Genomic DNA, 18963 nt, shown 5'->3' with positions numbered 1-18963 from the left:
CGATTACGCGAGCTTGACGGTCTCGGTCTTGTAGTCCTTGCCGAGGGTTTCGAACACCTTGGCAACGATGCTCTTGGCGTCGAGACCCGCGCGGGCATACATCGCCGCCGGCGTGTCGTGGTCGAGGAACACGTCGGGCAGCACCATCGAGCGGAACTTGAGCATGCCGCTATCGAGCATGCCGTGGTCGGTCAGGAACTGCACCACATGCGAGCCGAATCCGCCGACCGAGCCTTCCTCGATCGTGATCAGGATCTCGTGGTCGCGCGCCAGCTTCAGGATCATGTCCTCGTCGAGCGGCTTCATGAAGCGCGCATCCGCGATCGTGGCGGAGAGGCCGTGCGCGGCGAGCTCGTCGGCCGCCTTCTCGCACTCGGCGAGGCGGGTACCGAACGACAGCAGCGCGACCTTCTTGCCCTCGCGGATGATGCGGCCCTTGCCGACTTCCAGGGGAATGCCGACTTCCGGCATCTCGACGCCGCGGCCTTCGCCGCGCGGATAGCGCAGCGCGCTCGGGCGATCGTTGATCGCGACCTGGGTCGCCACCATGTGGACCATCTCCGCCTCGTCGGAGGCCGCCATGATCACCATGTTGGGCAGGCAGCCGAGATAGGCGTTGTCGAACGAGCCGGCATGGGTCGCGCCGTCGGCGCCGACCAGGCCGGCGCGGTCGATCGCGAAGCGGACCGGCAGGCTCTGGATCGCGACGTCATGGACCACCTGGTCATAGCCGCGCTGCAAGAAGGTCGAGTAGATCGCGCAGAACGGCTTGTAGCCTTCGGTGGCGAGGCCGGCGGCGAAGGTCACGGCATGCTGCTCGGCGATGCCGACGTCGAAGGTGCGATCCGGGAACGCCTTGTTGAAAATGTCGACGCCGGTGCCCGACGGCATCGCCGCGGTGATGGCGACGATCTTGTCGTCCTTCTGGGCTTCCTTGACCAGGCTCTGGCCGAACACGTTCTGGTAGGCCGGCGCGTTCGGCTTGGCCTTGGCCTGGGTGCCGGTCGCGACGTCGAACTTGACGACGGCGTGATACTTGTCGGCCGAGGCTTCGGCCGGGCCATAGCCCTTGCCCTTCTGGGTCACGACGTGGACCAGGATCGGCCCGGTCTCCATGTCGCGGACGTTCTTCAGCACCGGCAAGAGATGGTCGAGATTGTGACCGTCGATCGGGCCGACATAATAGAAGCCGAGCTCCTCGAACAGCGTGCCGCCGTCCATCATGAAGCCGCGGGAATATTCCTCGACGCGGTTGGCGCGGTTGGCGAGGATCTTGGGCAGGCGCTTGTTGATCTGCTTGGCGGCCTCGCGCAGCGAGCGGTAGGTCTTGCCGGAGTACAGGCGCGACAGATAGGCGCTCATCGCACCGACCGGCGGTGCGATCGACATGTCGTTGTCGTTGAGGATCACGATCAGGCGCGAGTTCATCGCGCCGGCGTTGTTCATGGCCTCATAGGCCATGCCCGCTGACATCGCACCGTCACCGATCACGGCGATAACGTTGTTCTTGCCGCCCGAGAGATCGCGCGCCACAGCCATGCCGAGGCCGGCCGAAATCGAGGTCGAGGAGTGCGCGGCGCCGAACGGATCGTAGTCGCTCTCGGTGCGCTTGGTGAAGCCGGAGAGGCCGCCGCCGGTGCGCAGCGTGCGGATGCGGTCGCGGCGTCCGGTCAGGATCTTGTGCGGGTAGGCCTGGTGGCCGACGTCCCAGATCAGGCGGTCGCGCGGGGTGTCGAAGATGTAGTGGATGGCGGTGGTCAGCTCGACCACGCCGAGGCCGGCGCCGAAATGGCCGCCGGTCACCGACACGGCGTCGATGGTTTCCTGGCGGAGCTCGTCGGCAACTTGCCGCACCTGCTCGACCTTCAGCTTGCGCAGGTCATCCGGCGTGCGAATAGTGTCAAGAAGCGGCGTTTTACTAAATGTGGTCACAGCGAATTTCCAATTTTTGCCTGTCGGAACGAATCGCCCGACGCGAGATGGGTTGGCGCGCTCACCGCGCAGCGAATGCCAGACACTGGGTGCCGCCCCGGCAGGCCGGTGCCTGGTTGTAAAGCTAGATTCACTCCGGATTGGACCACGTGATATGCATCACCTTGGTCGCTCTTCACCCGTCCCGGTTCAGTTTTGTCGAACCATTTGAGATGCTTGCCGCCCGAAGAATCCGGGCCGCCCGCCACCCTCAAATGCCCATAGAACTGGAAGCATTACACCAAAGCCGTAGCCAAAGCCAACCCGCTAGGGGCGCTGGGTTCCTATGCTTTGTATTAAAAAAGCCAGTCTTTTCAATGCTTGGGGCTGATGATGGGTTCCATGTCGCCCAATTTAACGGCAGCCGGCTGGTCTGGATCGGCCTGATCCGGGACTGCGGCCGGCCGCCACGGTCGGCCCGTAGTCCCACGGATTGCTGGCAATGCGCAGCAATAATCGGCCGCCACTGCGGACATTCTGTCGCATGATCGTGCCGGTTGTCGCCGCGCGGCGCTACTGCACGTCGAGCGGCTCGGTGCCGGTCGCCTGACCCGAGGCGTCGGTGGTGATCTTGTCGACGCGGGCCTCGGCCTGGCGCAGCAATTCCTCGCAGCGCCGCTTCAGCGCTTCGCCGCGCTCATAGATCGTGACCGATTCCTCAAGCGGGACCTTGCCGTCCTCGAGCCGCTTGACGATGGATTCGAGTTCCTCGATCGCGCGCTCGAACGACAGCTTCTTGACGTCGGCTTGGGTATTTTCGGCCATCTCGTGTTCCCGACTGCGCACGTATCTGTGCGCAGAATCAATCGAATTTTTGCGAGCTTATTGTGGCGGGGTTTTACGCGCCCATCAATGCGGTGACGTGAGATGCCACCGACTCTTTCAGGCCCTCGAGATCGTAGCCGCCCTCCAGGACGGAGACAACGCGGCCGCCGGCGCTCTTGTCGGCGAGATCCATCAGCTTGCGCGTGACCCAGCCGAAATCCTCGCCCGTCAGGTTGATCGAGGCCAGGGGATCGCGGTGATGCGCGTCGAAGCCTGCCGAGATGACAACGAGCTCCGGGGAAAACTTCTCGAGCTGCGGCAGGATCAGGTTCTCGAACGCGGCGCGGAATTTGGCACCGCCGTCGCCGGGCGCCAGCGGCGCGTTGACGACAGTATCGTGCTCGCCGCGCTCGCCGGCGGCTCCGGTGCCGGGAAACAGCGGCATCTGATGTGTCGAGCAGTACATCACGGTCGGATCGGCCCAGAAGATGTCCTGCGTGCCGTTGCCGTGATGGACATCGAAATCGATCACCGCGGCGCGCTTGATGCCATATTTGCGCTGCGCGTGGCGCGCCGCGATCGCGGCATTGTCGAAGAAGCAGAAGCCCATCGGCGTCGACTTCTCGGCGTGATGGCCCGGTGGCCGAACCGCGACGAAGGCGTTCTGGTGCTTGCCTTCCATCACCGCATCGGTGGCGGCCACCGCGCCGCCGACGCCGCGCATCACGGCTTCCCAGGTTCCGGGCGACATCGAGGTGTCGCCGTCGATGTAGATCATCCCGGAGGTCGGCGCGATGTGGCGCAACTCGCCGACATAGTGTTCGCCATGGCAGAGCAGCACGGCGTCGAGGTCGCCTTCCGGCGCGAGGTCGCGCACCAGTGCCTTGAAGCGATCCTCTCCCAACACCTCGGCGACCGCGCGCAGCCGATCGGGACGTTCGGGATGTCCGGGAGGGGTCAAATGGTTGAGGCAGGCGGCGTGCGTCAGAAGCAGTGTCATACAAATTCCCGGCGCAAAGGAAGCGCGTGCGAGGACGGGTCTAATCTAGGCCCTTAGCGGCCGTCCGGAAAGGCCCGACTTTATCTCCCGATCCTGCCCTTCCAATGCCGGGCTCCGTCCGCGTCGTTGCGAGGAGCGAAGTGACGAGGCAATCCATGCCTCCGCTCGCTTGGTCGAATGGATTGCTTCGCGGAGCCGGTTATCGGGCGGCGCTTTGCGCCAACCCGTTGGCTCGCAATGACGGGAAGGGATACGTTCCGCGGCGTCGTCTTGCTCAATTGATCCGCTCGACCCGCTTTCCTGCGGCCGGGCCGACCGGACTGTTGGCCTTGAAGTAGGCATACAGCGCATCGACATCGTAGATGCCGAACTGCTGCGCCGTTCCCGCCTTGAACACCGTGAAGCCGTCGCCGCCCTCGGCGAGATAATTGTTCACGGTGACGCGATAGCTCGCGGCGGGGTCGATCGGCTTGCCGTCGAGCGACATCCGTTCGGCGACGATGCGCGCGCCGTCGGGCTTGTTCGCATCCCACGCGTAAGCGAACCCCCTGGAGACCTGGAGCGCGCGCGGGCGCTTCGGGTCGGCCCATTGCTGTTCCAGCGCGTCCTTGAGCTGCTTGCCGGTCAGCGTCATCGTCACGAGCTGGTTGCGGAACGGCTGGCTTGCGAAGATGTCGGCGTAGGTCACCGCGCCGTCCTCGCGCCTGGTGATGTCGGTGCGCACGCCGCCGGGATTGGTGAAGGCGATCACCGCGCCGCCGTTCGGCTCGGCGCTCGTCGCGAGCAACTGCGCATCGGCGACGATGTCGCCGAGCACGCTCTCGCCGGTCTCGGCGGGCGTAAGCGACAGGGTTTCCGTGACCGAGCCTGCCGGACGGTTGGCGATCGGCGCGGCGAGCCGGTCATAGGACTCCAGCAGCGCGCTTTGCTCGTGGTCCTTGGCCGTGCCAGCGATCCGCACGATGGTGTTGTCGGCCTTGGCACTGATCACGTCGTGGGTCTTCGGATCGAGCTGAAGATCGATCGCGGTGACCAGCGTGCCGTATTTGTCGCCTGACGTGACCAGCCGTCCGTCGATCTCGCAAATATAGGCCTGATGGGTGTGGCCGGAGATCACGACGTCGACCGCCTTGTCGAACTTCTTGACGATGTCGACAATCGGTCCCGAGATGCCGGGACATTCGTTGTAATTGCCGATGGGAAAGCCGCCTTCGTGGATCAAGACGACGATCGCCTCGACGCCTTTCGCCTTCAATTCGGGGACCAGCGCATTGACGGTCTCGGCCTCGTCGCGGAAGTCGAGGCTGGCGACGCCGGCCGGCGAGACCAGGTTCGGGGTGTTCTTCAGCGCGAGCCCGATGAAGGCCACCGGAATGCCGTCGAATTCCCTGATCTCGTAGGGTGGAAACACCGTCTTGCCGGTGCCCTTGTCGAAGGTGCTCGCCGCCAGATAGTGGAATTTGGCGCCCGTGAACGGGTGCGGTCCCTGGCATTTGTCGACCGGGTGGCAGCCGCCGTTCTGCATCCGCAGCAGCTCGTCCTTGCCCTCGTCGAATTCGTGATTGCCGACCGAGGAGATCGCAAGGCCCATCATCGAGAGCGATTCGATGGTCGGCTCGTCATGGAACATGGCCGACAGAAACGGGCTCGCGCCGATCAGGTCGCCGGCCGCGACGAAGATGTTGTTCTTGTGTCCTTCGCGCAGCTGCTTGACGACGGTGGCCATCCGCTCCGAGCCGCCAGCGGGCACCATGATCTTCTTGGTCGCATCAGCGGGGTCGGTGATGTGGATGCCGCCCGGCGGCGGCCGCAGATAGCCGTGGAAGTCGTTGATCGCGAGGATGCGCAGGTCGACCGGCGCGGCGCCCTGCGCCAGGCTGGGGCTTGCTGCGGCCAGTTCGAGCGCGCACAGCGCGGCGAGAAATGTCAGGCGGGGCTGTCTCATGACCTGTCCATGGAACACACGATCATGGCGCGACGCCACTACAATTTTGCGACGCTTCGTTTCAATCCCGACGCTTCGTTCAATCCTTCGTGCGCGCCATGAACGCCTTGAAGGCGCCGATCGCTTCCTTGGAGCGCATCCGTTCGCTGAACAGATGGTTCTCCTGCTCGATGCGGCGGGTGACGTCCTCCGGCGGCAGCCGGATCAGCCGCCGCGAGATCGCCACCGCCTCGGCCGGCAGCGCGCAGATCTCGCGCGCCACCTTGTGCGCCTCGACCTCGGCATGGCCCGGCGCCACCACGGTGTTGACGAAGCCGGCGACACGGGCGTCATCGGCCGACATGGTGCGGCCCATCACCAGCATCGCGAAGGCACGTTGGTGGCCCATCGTCCGCGGCATCAGCAGGCTGGAGGCACCTTCCGGCACCAGGCCGAAATTGGAGAATGGCGTCGAGAACAGCGCGGTCTTGCTGGCCAGCACATAGTCGCAGTGGAACAGCATGGTGGTGCCGATGCCCATCGCGACGCCGTCGACCGCGGCGATGACCGGTTTCACATTATGGGCCAATGAATACAGGAACCGGACCAGGTCGGAGGCGGGCGGCGTCTCGCCGGTCGAGGTGCCTTGCGCGAGCATGTCCTCGATGTCGTTGCCGGCGGTGAATACGCCGGAGCCGCCGGTGATGATCAGGCAGCGGATCTTCGGATTGTTCTGTGCCTTGTCGATCGCGTCGCTGATCGCGCGAAACATCTCTTGGGTAATCGCGTTCTTTTTCTCGGGCCGGCGCAGCCGGATCACGCGGGTGGCGGCTTCGTCGGTCACTATGACATGCGCAGTCATCAGCCAGTTCCATGGGGTCGGCGGGCGGTGGGGTTCGTGACGGCATCCTACATGATCCTGCGCAAGCCCAAAGCGATCCGTACAGCCGGCAATTGGACCGGATTGCGCAATTATGTCGCGCATGGGCGGTCCCCAAGCCCCATGCATTCATGAGCCCCATCGATAGGTGCATGCAGATTTCGGGACCTAACGCGTTCATCACCGCACGCCTAGCTGTCGCCGAGTGTGCCGGCCCCGGGTGATGACGCGAATTGAAACACCCGGCCGGTCTGCAAGTTGGAATGCATCACGACGATGGAGAACGGTATGCCAAGGCGCAGTCCAGGACCTGGTGGTCCCATTGGTCTGGAACTTTCCCGGCGCGAACTCTTGATCGCCGGCGCAGGCACGTTGGCGACGCCAGCCTTTGCGACCGAGATTCCGCGTCCGGTGCGCGCGCAAGGTCCGTCAGCCCCGAGCGGAGCCCCCGCGATGATGAAAGTATCCTTCAACGTCAACGGCAATGCGCATGCCCTCGAGATCGACACCCGGACCACGCTGCTCGACGCGCTGCGCGAGCATCTGAAGCTGACCGGCAGCAAGAAGGGCTGCGATCACGGCCAGTGCGGCGCCTGCACGGTGATGGTGAATGGCCGCCGCATCAATTCCTGCCTGTCGCTCGCGGTGATGCATGAGGGCGACAGTGTCACCACCGTCGAAGGGCTCGGCACGCCGGACCGGATGCACCCGATGCAGGCGGCCTTCGTCAAGCATGACGGCTATCAATGCGGCTACTGCACGCCGGGCCAGATCTGCTCGGCTGTCGCTGTCCTCGCCGAGGTCAGGGCCGGCATTCCAAGCCATGTCAGCGCCGATCTCACGACGCAGCCGCAACTCACCAACGCCGAGCTGCGCGAGCGCATGAGCGGCAACATCTGCCGCTGCGGCGCCTATTCCAACATCGCCGAGGCGATCACCGAGGTTGCCGGGAGGGATGCATGAGAGCCTTTACCTACGAGCGCGCGCGCACCGCGCGCGAGGCGGCGGCTGCGGCCGCGCGCACCAGCGGCGCCAGGTTCATCGCCGGCGGCACCAATCTGCTCGACCTGATGAAGCTCGAGATCGAGACGCCTGCGCATCTGATCGACGTCAACGGGCTTGCGCTGGACAAGGTCGAGCCGACGCCGGACGGCGGCCTGCGGATCGGCGCGCTGGTGCGTAACACCGATCTCGCCGCCGATGCGCGGGTGCGGCGCGACTACGGCTTGCTGTCGCGGGCGCTGCTGGCCGGTGCATCCGGCCAGTTGCGCAACAAGGCGACCACCGCCGGCAATCTGCTCCAGCGCACGCGCTGTCCTTATTTCTACGACACCAATCTGCCCTGCAACAAGCGCAAGCCGGGCAGCGGCTGTGCCGCACTCGGCGGCTTCAGCCGGTCGCACGCGGTAGTCGGAACCAGCGATGCGTGCATCGCCACCCATCCAAGCGACATGGCGATCGCGATGCGCGCGCTCGATGCCAAGGTCGAGACGATGCGGCCGGACGGCACGACGCGCAGCATTCCGATCGGCAAATTCCACCGGTTGCCGGGCGACACACCCGAGATCGAGACCAATCTGGTGCCGGGCGAATTGATCACGGCGGTGGTGCTGCCGCAGCCGGTCGGCGGCGCGCACATCTATCGCAAGGTGCGTGACCGCGCCTCCTACGCCTTTGCACTGGTGTCGGTCGGCGCCGTCGTGCAGCGCGACGGCAGCGGGCGCGTCGCGCTCGGCGGCGTCGCGCCGAAACCCTGGCGCGTCGAGGCGGCTGAGGCGGAGATGCCGCGCGGCGCCAGGGCCGTCACCGCAAGGCTGCTCGCCGGCGCCAGGCCGACGCAGCAGAATGCATTCAAGCTCGCGCTGGTCGAGCGCACGCTCGATGCGGTGCTGGCGGAAGCGAAAGGCTGATCATGAGATTCGACACACCCGCCACCGAGAATCCGATCGACCAGCTCAGGATCATCGGCAAGCCCGTCAGCCGCATCGATGGTCCGCTCAAGACCACCGGCACGGCGCCCTACGCCTATGAGCGCCACGACGTCGCGCCGAACGCAGCCTATGGCTATGTCGTCGGCGGCGCGATCGCCAAGGGACGGATCACCGCGATGGACGTTGCGGCGGCAAGGTCCGCGTCCGGCGTGCTTGCGATCGTCACCGCCGAGAACGCCGGCAAGCTGACCAAGGGCGATCTCAACGTCGCTCTTCTGCTCGGCGGCCCGGAGATTCAGCATTACCATCAGGCCATCGCGGTGGTGATCGCCGAGACCTTCGAGCAGGCGCGTGCCGCGGCGCAACTGGTGCGCGTCGACTATGCGCGCAGCGACGGCGCCTTCGATCTCGCCGCGGTCGCCGAGACCGGCAAACCGGTCGCCGGCTTCGGCGGGCCGCCCGACACCGCGGTCGGCGATTTCGCCGCGGCCTTCGCCTCGGCCCCGGTCAAGCTCGACGCGACCTACACCACGCCGGACGAAGCCCACGCCATGATGGAGCCGCACGCCTCGATCGCCGCGTGGAATGGCGACAGGCTCACGCTCTGGACGTCCAACCAGATGATCGCATGGAACGCGGCCGACCTGGCGAAGACCCTCGGTATGCCCAGGGATAAGGTCCGGCTGGATTCGCCCTTTATCGGTGGCGGCTTCGGCGGCAAATTGTTCCTGCGCGCCGATGCGCTGCTCGCGGCGCTCGGCGCCCGCGCTGCCGGCCGACCGGTCAAGGTCGCGCTGCAGCGGCCATTGATTTTCAACAACACCACGCATCGTCCGGCCACGATCCAGCGCATCCGGATCGGCGCGACCAAGGACGGCAAGATCACCGCGATCGGCCATGAGGGTTGGTCCGGCAATTTGCCGGGCGGCAAGCCCGAGACCGCAGTCAACCAGACACGGCTGCTCTATGCCGGTGCCAACCGCATGACCGCGACGCGGATGGCGATGCTCGATCTGCCGGAAGGCAATGCGATGCGCGCGCCCGGCGAAGCGCCCGGCATGATGGCGTTGGAGGTCGCGGTCGACGAACTGGCCGAAAGCCTCGGCATCGACCCGATCGAGCTCCGCATCCTCAACGACACCCAGGTCGATCCGGAAAAACCCGAGCGGCGCTTCTCGCAGCGCGCGCTGACCGAATGCCTGCGCACCGGCGCTGAGCGTTTCGGCTGGGGCGCGCGCAACGCCCAGCCGGGACGCGTGCGCGACGGGCGCTGGCTGGTCGGCATGGGGGTCGCGGCCGCGTTCCGCAACAATCTGCTGACCAAGTCGGCCGCTCGCGTCCGTCTCGACAAGAGCGGCGTCATCACCGTCGAGACCGATATGACCGACATCGGCACCGGTTCCTACACCATCATCGCGCAGACCGCTGCCGAGATGATGGGAGTTTCGATCGAGCAGGTCAGGGTCCGCCTTGGCGATTCCGAGTTTCCGGTCTCTGCCGGATCGGGCGGCCAATGGGGTGCCAACAATGCGACCTCGGGCGTCTATGCTGCCTGCGTCAAGCTGCGCGATGCGGTGACGCAGAAGCTTGGCTTCAACTCGGCCGAGGCCAGTTTCTCCGACGGCAAGGTCACGGCAGGCAATCGCAGCGTGCCGCTGGCGGAGGCCGCGGGCGAGGACGGACTGTCGGCCGAGGACGGCATCGAATATGGCGATCTCGACAAGACCTACCAGCAGTCGACGTTCGGCGCACATTTCGTCGAGGTCGGCGTCGATGCCGCGACCGCTGAGATCCGCGTGCGGCGGATGCTTGCTGTTTGCGCGGCGGGCCGCATCCTCAATCCGAAGACCGCGCGCAGCCAGGTGATCGGCGCGATGACGATGGGCGTCGGTGCTGCCCTGATGGAAGAGCTCGTGGTCGACAAGCGCCACGGCCTGTTCGTCAACCACGACCTCGCCGGCTACGAAGTGCCGGTTCATGCCGACATTCCGCATCAGGAATTGATCTTCCTCGACGAGACTGATCCGATGTCGTCGCCGATGAAGGCCAAGGGCGTCGGTGAGCTCGGTATCTGCGGCGTTGCGGCCGCCGTCGCCAACGCGGTCTACAATGCGACCGGCATTCGGGTGCGCGACTATCCCATCACGCTCGACAAGCTGCTTGCGCAGATGCCGGAGCCGGTCTGAAGCGTGGCGTTAGCGGGAGTCCGCGTTCTCAGCCTCCCCACACGGTGGCTTCGCGCCAGCCAAGTTCGTTGAACTCCGCCGCCCGCAACGGGGCTTCGCCGGCGGCGAAGAATTCGTCGAGCTGCGGCGGCTTGACGGTGGTTTCCGATAGCATCGCATGGGCCTGCCCACGATGATGGATCTGGTGCTGGAACAGATGCATCAGCAGGCGGTCGCGCCGCTCGGTCTGCACTGACGTGTCGCGATTGACCTTGACGTCCTCATCGAGCCGCTCCGCCGTCAGCGCGTCGCAGTGAACGATCAGCCGCTGGTCGATCGCGCGTTGCGCGACTTTCAGCTCGGCGACCGACGGGCAGGGCACTTCGTTCGCCCAAGCCCTCGGCCCGAGCCAGCCGCCTTCGAGCGCGTCGACGTAGAACAGATCGACGACATGGATGTGATTGAGCGTCGCTTGCAGGCTCGGAAAGAACCCGGTGCGCGCGGCGGCGAATTCGGCCTGGCTGAGCTCGCCGCATGCGGCAAGCAGGCGATGATTGGCCCAGGCGTTGTTGTAGGCAAAGGCACGAAAGGTCTGAACGAGGCTCGCCGGCATATCGGTCCTCACTGGATTGATGGAGTCAGGCAGGCACTCCCAGCCGGCCGACCCGCGACAGCAGCAGCTTCAGGATCGGGGACTTGTTGGCCTTGTGGTAGGCGATCACGAGATCGAGCATTGGCGCCTCGCCCCGCACCGGGCGGGTGGTGATGCTGTCGGGCAGATAGCGCGCGGTGTAGGCCGGCAGCAGCATCACCGCATGCGTCGAGGTGATCATCGAGATCGCGTGCACGACATTGTGCACTTCGTGCTCCGGCCGGAGATCGACGCCGGCGCGGTCGAAATACTCCAGCACGGCGCGGCGCACCGCCGGCGCGGATCTGGACGGCAGATAGAAGGTCTCGTTGACGACGTCCTCCGGCGCCACTGTGGCCTGCGCCGCGAGGCGATGGTCGCGCGGCAGCACGAACACCAACGGGTCGGTGCGGACGCGCTTGCAGGCGATGTCCTCCATGGTCTCGTCCATCCGCATGAAGGCGGCATCGAGCTTGCGCCGCATCAGCGCCTTGGCAAGCGAGGGCGAGTAGTCGCTCGACAGGCGGATGTCGATGCCGGGAAATCCGTCGCGCAGAATGCGGTTCACCTCGGGCAGCAGATCGATTTCGGCGCCCGACAGGAAGCCGAGCGAGAACACAGGCTTCGGCGGCTGCGCCGCGCGTAGCGCCGCCTCCTTGGCGGCCTCCGCCTGCAACAGCGCCATGCGGGCATGGTCGAGAAACGCTTTGCCGGCCGCGGTCAGCGCGATGCCTTGCGCGCCGCGGTTCAGCAGTTGAACACCGACTTCCTCCTCGAGATCGCGGATCTGCCGGCTGAGCGACGGCTGCGAGGTGTGGAGCTTCTGCTCGGCAGCAACGGTCAGGCTGCCCGCATCGGCCACGGCAACGAAGTAGCGGAGATGCCGGAGCTCCATCACCGTCTCCCAATCACACTATGCCGACCGTAGCTGTCGATGCGCCTGCCATATCTCGCAGGCATGGGGCCAGCTTACAAAGTCTTTTTCAAGCCGGCCAGTACTGTCTATAGCGAAGCGCAATGCTGGTGTGGGTCTGCCTTGCAGGCAGAGGGCCCGCATCGCCGAGCCGGAGCTGTCGCATGCGGAGCGGTCTTGCCGTGTTGCTGTCGTCGCTGCTGGCGCTGACCGGGGCGGGTGGCGCTGCCGCGCAATCTTCCGGCGATCAACCAGGGATGAGCGCCATGGATACCGACGTCGCCACCATCAAGCAGGCCCTTGCTGGCAACTGGGAGAGCATCGCGCCCGAGATTCGGCCGAGCAAGAACCCGGATGGCTCGATCAAGCCGTTCTATCTCAAGCGCAGCTTTATCTATCAACCCTCCGATCGCTTCGAACTGGTGGTCGTCAACTCGGCTGATCCCTACGGCAAGGTGCCGTTGGCGCGGATCAGGATCGTCGGGCACATGCAGTGGCAAGGCGCGCATCCGATCGCACCTGGCGCGCAGAAGGTCGATTTCGTCGCCGACGAGGCCTATGAGGTCACGCCTCTGGCGCAGGGTTTCGCCGACGTCCTCAACAAGGTCGCCTCCGCAGGCTACGCGCCGTGGACGGTGGACGCGCCGCAGAGCATCTTCGGCAAGTCGTTCGCCCCCTTCGCGCTGAAGGAGGGCGCCAACTTCATGGAATACGACCTAGTCTATCTCAGGGGCGATCTCCTGTTCTGGGGCGCCCGCAATGTCGACGGTCGCGGCTTCGACACCGAGCAGAACCGGCCGACCAATCTGCAGATCCCGCTGCTCAGGAAGTGACCGTGGTGCTTGCGCAATGACGTGATCCCTGCATAGCTGGCTCGGTCCATCGCGGACACTTGGTCTTGGGGCGGCAGGCGGATGCAACTGGCAAAGAACGTCATCGACATCGGCCTCTCCACCAACAATCTCGAGCCGATGCTGCGGTTCTGGCAGCAGGACGCCGGCATTCGCTCCGATCACGTGCAGCCGATCCGCCGCGGCCAGAAGCAGTACCGGCACGACGCGCATGGTTCGGTGATCAAGCTCAACCATCATGTCGAGCCGCTGCCGGATGCGGCGCCGAGCGGCTACCGCGAGCTTTTGATTGCGCGCGATGGCGTCGGGGCCCCAAGGCGCATGGTCGATCCCGATGGCAACGGCGTTTGCCTGGTGCCGCCGGGACATGACGGCGTCACGGGGATCGCCGTTGCCGTGGCCGTCCGCGACCTCGCCGCGCATTGCAGGTTCTACGGCGATATCCTCGGCTTCGCCGGACAGTCATGGTCGGGCGGACCGGCCTTTCGCCTGGGGGGCAGCCTGCTCCTGCTTGCCGAGGATCATGCGGCGACGATCGATCCGGTCCGGCAGGCGCGCGGCTGGCGCTACATCACGTTGCAGGTCGCGGATATCGACGCCGTGCATGATGCGTTGCGCGCCAGAGGCGTGCGCGAGGGTCTCGCGCCGGTTACGCTCGGCGAGGTCGCGCGGATCTCCATGGTCCTCGATCCCGACGGCAACTGGATCGAACTGTCGCGCCGCGCATCGGTCGTCGGCAGCCTGTCCGGTCATCCCGGCGCTTGAGAGGGGGGTGTGCGGCGCGAAGTTTGCGACGCCCCGGGGCCGCTGCCCGACCGCTGCTGTCGACGCGCGCTCGTCGCGGATGAGCCGGCTAACAGATCTTCTGTTGCAGATGCTGGATGCAGGTGCAGTTTGTCGAGGTCGTCAGCTTGACGTCGAAATACGGAAAGTTCGCGTTGGCAGGGCTGTTCGTCGAACACCGAGGAAACAGGTAATAACTGTCGCTGAGCGTCAGGGTGCCGCTGATCGTGAAGCCGAGATTGGGCGTATAGCCGTAGGCGACTTCGCCCAGGATGAAGGAGACGTTGTAGTTCTGTGATCCGGAGAGCGAGGTGGGTAGCGTAATCCGTTGACCGACCGGCCGGCCCGTTCCGAAGTTCGCTCCGTTGTACGATTGGCTCCACTGCACGGTGGCATTGCCGTTGCTGTCGGTGGACACTTCGGAAACGGTCACGGTGGTGAGCGAGGTGCCGCCGCTGGTCGTCGGGTAGGGCGCAAGGATCGCGGTCGACGCGCCGAGGATGGTCTGCAACTGGGTCGTGCTCACCTGGGTATTCTGCGAGACCATGTCGGCGACGGAATGCGCGGCCGCGGTGACCTTGACGTTGATGGCCATGCCGTTGGCCAGCTCGATTCCGCCGACATACAGCAGCAACATGAACGGCAGCACCATGGCGAACTCGATCGCGGCCAGGGCTTCGCTGTCCTTCCAGAACGTCCGCACTCGAAATGACAGGCTGGTCACGGAATCACCTCCTACGAGGACGGCTCGTTCTGGAAAGCGGCTGTAGCGAGAATCAATCGAGTATTGTTCGGCTGGTTCGAAAGATTGAAGCCGAGAGGACCGAGGACGACCGGCCACAAATAGACCACCCGGACCACGACGATATCTCCGGCGTTGCCCGGGTTGAATTGCCAGACGTTATTGACGTTGCCCTGGCTGTCGTAGGTCAGAGACGGAGCGGACGTATTGGCCGTGGACCAGCTGGTGGCGACCTGCACGTCGACCATGATCTTGCTGCAAGTGAACAGGGCCGAGACCTGATTGCAGACGGTCTGGTGAAAGGCGGCCTGCGTCGCCTGCTGCGATTGCGTCTGCCCGGTCAGGATCTGGCGGCTCGATTGCTGCACCACCGCTTCGAGCATTTCTTGCGCAAAGAACACCAGAAACGTCTGCACGATCGCGATCAGCAGGGCGATGAAGGGCGGAGCAATCAGCGCGAACTCGACCGCGGTGGCGCCGCGGCAATCCCTCGCGAAACCGGCAGGCCGGTTTCGATGGCGTTCTGCGGAGCGGATGTTCGCTTGGACCACGGCGCGCTCTTACTGCGTGAGGCTGGCGGTGCTCGAGGCGACCTTGATGAACAAGGCCGTCAACGCCGCAGAGATGTCGCCGCCGGTTTGAACGTCGGAGAACAGGCCTGGCGAAGCGCATGATTGCAGGTTCTGCGCGATCTGGCCGGTCGAGGAGGATGGGTTGTTGAACTGGGCGATATGGCTCGTGTACCAGCTGTCGGTCGGGAGCTGGAGATACTCGGTGTAGAGAATCGCAATTCGAATGCCGCGGTTCTTGATCGTCGTGCAGACCGTCGGGTCGACCGGTTGCTGGCATCGGAAGTTCGAACCCACCGACTGCAATGTCGCGTTGGCGTTGCAAGACGAGCTCAACGAGATGATCTTGTCGTCGACGCCGTCGGTCACGAGGAATACGACCTCCTGCGGCGTGTCGCCCGTCTGATTGCTGCCAAGGCCCGGGTTGGGCATGATGTTGTTGACGCTGGTGAGCGCGTTCTCGATGTCGGTGCCGTAGTCGGTGGTGCAGCTGCCGAAGATGACGCAATTCTGATGGTCGACCGTCATGAGCTGGATGTTCGAGATGGCGCTGCCCGCGGTTGACGGGCTGGTCGGCGATTGCAGCGTATTGAAGTTGTAGTCGAAGGTGTAGAGGCCCGCCTTGTAACTGGTGTTGTTCAGGGCCGACATGCATTGCATGACGCCGCCCGAAACGCCTGCCTGTGGGCAGTTCGACCATGAAACGAGCAGCTGATTGACGGCATTGATCACCAGGTCGATCCGCAAGGTGACGCCCTTGTTGCGCGCAACGGTCAGGTTGTCGACGCTCGAGGAGTTGGCGCCGCTGTCGAGGTTGGGATGCGTTTCATGGCAGGCGAAGCCGCAGCTCTTCGAGGCGGATGGCTGGCTGGAGGTGTAGGATATCAGATTGTTGATGTCGGTCTGGGTCGCTCCGATCGCCATCGAGGGCGAATCGTCGAGCACCAGGTAGAAGTTCATGTTGGGCGCGCTTGCCGCCCGCGCCGTCGAGGTGCCGTTGATCGGCCAGGCCGTGCTGCCGAGCACGTTGCCGAAATTGTTGATCGATCGCGCGCTGTACGAAACCGTCACGGTGCGCTGAAGCCCGGAGTCGACGATGGTGATGGTCGGTGACGGTGCCCCGGTCAAGCCGGGAACATTGTTCGCTGTCGACGCGAACACAGCGGTGGCGGCCGACTGCGCCGCGGCATCGGTTTGCAGCAGCATCGCCGGTCTGACCGCCGCAATTGCCGCCGCGTCCGCCGCGGCATCCAGCTGGTTCTTCTTGCGCAGTGCCTGCGTGTAGTCGGTCGCCATGCCCAACAGGTAGATCGACGGTATGGTGGCGAGCGCAAAGATGACGGCCACATTGGCCCTGCGATCTCTGACGAAGCGTTTGACCCAGCCGCGCATCATGAACTTCATCTTGATCACCGGTTCAACAAAGCGATTTGCCGCACACGTCGTGCGACGTTGGGCGGTATTTGGCGCTTCCTGACGTTTTTGGAGATCAAGCCGTTAAGCAATGCTTACGCACGGTTGGTGGAATAACGGGTGCTTCGAGAAAAACTGCAACCGGCTTACACGAAGCTTACGATCGCTTACATGAAGCTTACAAAGCCGGTTTTGCCGCCGGATTTGTTGCCAATCATTGCTGGAGAACCGTAACACCAACAGATTGCCAGATTTGATCTTGCAACTTATTGGTTTCTTCGAAGCAAACCGGCAAACGGCGAGTCCCGTTCACCATGCCGGTCGAGCGCACTGGTCCGGCCGTCGCCGGGACGGCAGCGGTGAGTGAGGCGCAAGCTGTGCGCCAAACGGACGAGCTACCGATACAGCAACGACGGCCGAAGGTGCCTTACCCGGCCAGCACCGCATCCGCGCCGGTCACGGCGTCGGCGCTCTCGGTCACCGTCTTCTCCAGCGACGGCGCCTGCACCGAGATGTTCTCGGCGAAGAAGCGGGCGAGAGCGACGTAGCGTTGCGGCTCCGCCTCGCCGTTGGCTTTCGCAGCCAGTGCTTCGCCGGCGAGCATGCTGCCGCCGAGCGTCGCGGCGAACAGCCGTAGATAGGGCGTGGCGCCGGCGAGGGCATCGTTCGGCGCGGAGGCAAGCCGCTCGAGCAGCCATTTGCTGGTGCGCTCGAGCGCCGCATGCGCGTCGCGCAGCTTGGCGCCCGTGGTGCCAAACGCCGGATCGTTGGAGGTCTCGACCTGCTTGATGGTCGCATCGAGCTCGCCGAGCAGCGCCCACACCGAGGCGCCGCCATTGGCGCCGAGCTTGCGGGTGACGAGGTCGATCGACTGGATGCCGTTGGTGCCCTCGTAGATCGAGGTGATGCGGGCGTCGCGGTAATGCTGCGCCGCGCCGGTCTCCTCGATGAAGCCCATGCCGCCGTGGATCTGCACGCCGAGATAAGCGACCTCGTTGCCGACATCGGTGGAGAATGCCTTTGCGATCGGGGTCAGCAGCGCGCCGCGCGCGGCGGCATCGGCACGCACCGCGGCGTCCTTGGCCCGCACCGAGACATCGAGCGCGACCGCGGTGGCGTAGCAGATCGTCCGCGCCGCGGCCGTCATGCTGCGCATCTGCATCAGCATGCGCTTGACGTCGGGATGCACGATGATCGGATCCATGCCGTCGCCCTTGTGGCCGATCGCCTTGCCCTGCCGTCGCTCCTGCGCGTAGGCCAGCGCCTGCTGGTAGGCACGGTCGGCAATGCCGACGCCCTCGAGGCCGACGCCGAGGCGGGCCTGGTTCATCATCGTGAACATGCAGCGCATGCCTTCGTTTTCCCGGCCGATCAGGAAGCCGATCGCGCCGCCCTTGTCGCCCATCGTCATGGTGCAGGTCGGGGAGGCGTGCATGCCGAGCTTGTGCTCGACGCCGCTCGCATGGATGTCGTTGCGCTCGCCGAGCGAACCGTCGGCATTGACCAGGAATTTCGGCACCAGGAACAGCGAGATTCCCTTGGTGCCCGACGGCGCATCGGGCAGTCGTGCGAGCACGAAGTGCACGATGTTGTCGGTCATATCGTGCTCGCCGTAGGTGATGAAGATCTTGGTGCCCTTGATGCGATAGGTGCCGTCGGGGACCCGTTCGGCGCGGGTGCGCAGCGCGCCGACGTCGGAGCCGGCATTTGGCTCGGTGAGCTGCATCGTGCCGGTCCATTCGCCGGTCACCATCTTCTCCAGATAGATCGCCTTCAGCTCTTCGCTGCCATGGGCGTCGAGCGCCTCGATCGCCGACAGCGTCAACAGGGGGCAGAGGCCGAAGGCGACGTTCGATGCGCTCCAGATCTCGGTGCAGGCGGCGTTGACCGCAAGCGGCAAGCCCTGGCCGCCGAACGCTTCCGGCCCCGACACCGCGTTCCATCCGGCGGCGGCCCAGCGCTGATAGGCATCGGGCCAGCCCGGCGCTGTTGTTACCTTGCCATTGTCCAGCTTGATGCCGTGCTCGTCGCCGACCTTGTTCAGCGGCGCCAGCACGTCGGAGGCGAACTTGCCGGCCTCTTCCAGGACGGCCGCGGTAATATCGCCGTCGAAATCGCCATAATGGCCTGCCTCGACTGCGGCAGTAAGCCCCGCGCCATGATTGAGGGACAGCAGGATATCGTTGATGGGTGCGCGGTAGGTCATGGCGTTACTCCCGACGAGGCGTTTGTGAATTGTCTTCCCATGAAACCACCGGGCTCTCAACTGTCCGAGCGGACATCCCACGGTCAGTTTCGGCCATCGCAACGTCGTCATATAGTAAGGGTGCCGGCATCATCCCGTGGCTTTCGCGCGTTTTCGATCGCCGCCCTGTTGAAATGGTTTGTTGCACCCTATAGACCGGCGTGGCCTTCGACCGGCGCA

General features: G+C 64.8%; 16 protein-coding genes. 5 read left to right on the top strand and 11 right to left on the bottom strand.

Annotation, left to right across the window (positions count from 1 at the left end):
* Positions 1-3 precede the first annotated feature (3 nt).
* From dxs to B2W55_RS16350, 5 genes are all read right to left on the bottom strand, one after another.
* A complete protein-coding gene (gene dxs, locus B2W55_RS16370; RefSeq protein WP_024580659.1) occupies positions 4-1932 on the bottom strand; it encodes a 1-deoxy-D-xylulose-5-phosphate synthase in 1929 nt (642 codons plus the stop codon).
* Positions 1933-2484: 552 nt separating this feature from the next.
* Positions 2485-2736, bottom strand: coding sequence for an exodeoxyribonuclease VII small subunit (locus B2W55_RS16365; protein WP_024580660.1), 252 nt, complete (start codon positions 2734-2736; stop codon positions 2485-2487).
* Positions 2737-2809: 73 nt separating this feature from the next.
* Entirely contained in the window at positions 2810-3736 is a 927-nt protein-coding gene (locus B2W55_RS16360) for a histone deacetylase family protein (RefSeq protein WP_024580661.1), read from the bottom strand.
* A 274-nt stretch (positions 3737-4010) separates the two neighbouring features.
* Complete coding sequence (locus tag B2W55_RS16355) at positions 4011-5681, bottom strand: bifunctional metallophosphatase/5'-nucleotidase (RefSeq protein WP_029879008.1); 1671 nt, start codon at positions 5679-5681, stop codon at positions 4011-4013.
* 79 nt (positions 5682-5760) lie between these two features.
* A complete protein-coding gene (locus tag B2W55_RS16350; protein WP_024580663.1) occupies positions 5761-6522 on the bottom strand; it encodes a crotonase/enoyl-CoA hydratase family protein in 762 nt (253 codons plus the stop codon).
* A 306-nt stretch (positions 6523-6828) separates the two neighbouring features.
* Between B2W55_RS16350 and paoA the strand changes: the two genes are divergently transcribed.
* The 3 genes from paoA to paoC are packed head-to-tail and all read left to right on the top strand — an operon-like array spanning position 6829 to position 10657.
* Positions 6829-7503: an aldehyde dehydrogenase iron-sulfur subunit PaoA gene (paoA, locus tag B2W55_RS16345; RefSeq protein ID WP_043855529.1), complete on the top strand. Its 675-nt coding sequence runs from the start codon at positions 6829-6831 to the stop codon at positions 7501-7503.
* Positions 7500-8450, top strand: a complete 951-nt coding sequence (locus tag B2W55_RS16340; RefSeq protein WP_024580665.1) for an FAD binding domain-containing protein — start codon at positions 7500-7502, stop codon at positions 8448-8450. The genes paoA and B2W55_RS16340 overlap by 4 nt, the downstream gene beginning before the upstream one ends.
* 2 nt (positions 8451-8452) lie before the next feature.
* A complete protein-coding gene (gene paoC / locus B2W55_RS16335; RefSeq protein WP_024580666.1) occupies positions 8453-10657 on the top strand; it encodes an aldehyde oxidoreductase molybdenum-binding subunit PaoC in 2205 nt (734 codons plus the stop codon).
* A 28-nt stretch (positions 10658-10685) separates the two neighbouring features.
* Here paoC and B2W55_RS16330 read toward each other — a convergent pair whose 3' ends face one another.
* Together B2W55_RS16330 and B2W55_RS16325 are read right to left on the bottom strand one after the other, a co-directional pair.
* Positions 10686-11249 (bottom strand): DinB family protein, encoded by a 564-nt coding sequence (locus B2W55_RS16330; RefSeq protein WP_024580667.1) that lies wholly within the window; start codon positions 11247-11249, stop codon positions 10686-10688.
* Positions 11250-11274: 25 nt separating this feature from the next.
* The gene (locus B2W55_RS16325; RefSeq protein ID WP_024580668.1) at positions 11275-12162 is read right to left on the bottom strand and encodes a LysR substrate-binding domain-containing protein; all 888 of its coding nucleotides are present in this window, start codon (positions 12160-12162) and stop codon (positions 11275-11277) included.
* Positions 12163-12344: 182 nt separating this feature from the next.
* On the opposite strand from B2W55_RS16325, the gene B2W55_RS16320 reads away from it, so the two are divergent.
* Positions 12345-13013, top strand: a complete 669-nt coding sequence (locus B2W55_RS16320; protein WP_024580669.1) for a hypothetical protein — start codon at positions 12345-12347, stop codon at positions 13011-13013.
* Positions 13014-13094: 81 nt separating this feature from the next.
* The gene (locus B2W55_RS16315) at positions 13095-13796 is read left to right on the top strand and encodes a VOC family protein (protein ID WP_024580670.1); all 702 of its coding nucleotides are present in this window, start codon (positions 13095-13097) and stop codon (positions 13794-13796) included.
* Between the two features lie 88 nt (positions 13797-13884).
* On the opposite strand, the gene B2W55_RS16310 is transcribed toward B2W55_RS16315, so the two are convergent.
* The 4 genes from B2W55_RS16310 to B2W55_RS16295 form a co-directional block, all read right to left on the bottom strand.
* Positions 13885-14538: a TadE/TadG family type IV pilus assembly protein gene (locus B2W55_RS16310; protein WP_024580671.1), complete on the bottom strand. Its 654-nt coding sequence runs from the start codon at positions 14536-14538 to the stop codon at positions 13885-13887.
* 11 nt (positions 14539-14549) lie between these two features.
* Positions 14550-15107, bottom strand: coding sequence for a TadE/TadG family type IV pilus assembly protein (locus tag B2W55_RS16305; RefSeq protein WP_024580672.1), 558 nt, complete (start codon positions 15105-15107; stop codon positions 14550-14552).
* Positions 15108-15116: 9 nt separating this feature from the next.
* The gene (locus tag B2W55_RS16300; protein WP_024580673.1) at positions 15117-16520 is read right to left on the bottom strand and encodes a TadE/TadG family type IV pilus assembly protein; all 1404 of its coding nucleotides are present in this window, start codon (positions 16518-16520) and stop codon (positions 15117-15119) included.
* 445 nt (positions 16521-16965) lie between these two features.
* Positions 16966-18744 (bottom strand): acyl-CoA dehydrogenase, encoded by a 1779-nt coding sequence (locus B2W55_RS16295; protein WP_024580674.1) that lies wholly within the window; start codon positions 18742-18744, stop codon positions 16966-16968.
* Between the last annotated feature and the right edge of the window lie 219 nt (positions 18745-18963).

Source organism: Bradyrhizobium sp. UBA2491 (assembly GCF_002341725.1).
Taxonomy (GTDB): domain Bacteria; phylum Pseudomonadota; class Alphaproteobacteria; order Rhizobiales; family Xanthobacteraceae; genus Bradyrhizobium.
The sequence above is the reverse complement of the archived record's forward strand: the minus strand, read 5'-3'. Positions and strand labels throughout refer to the sequence as shown.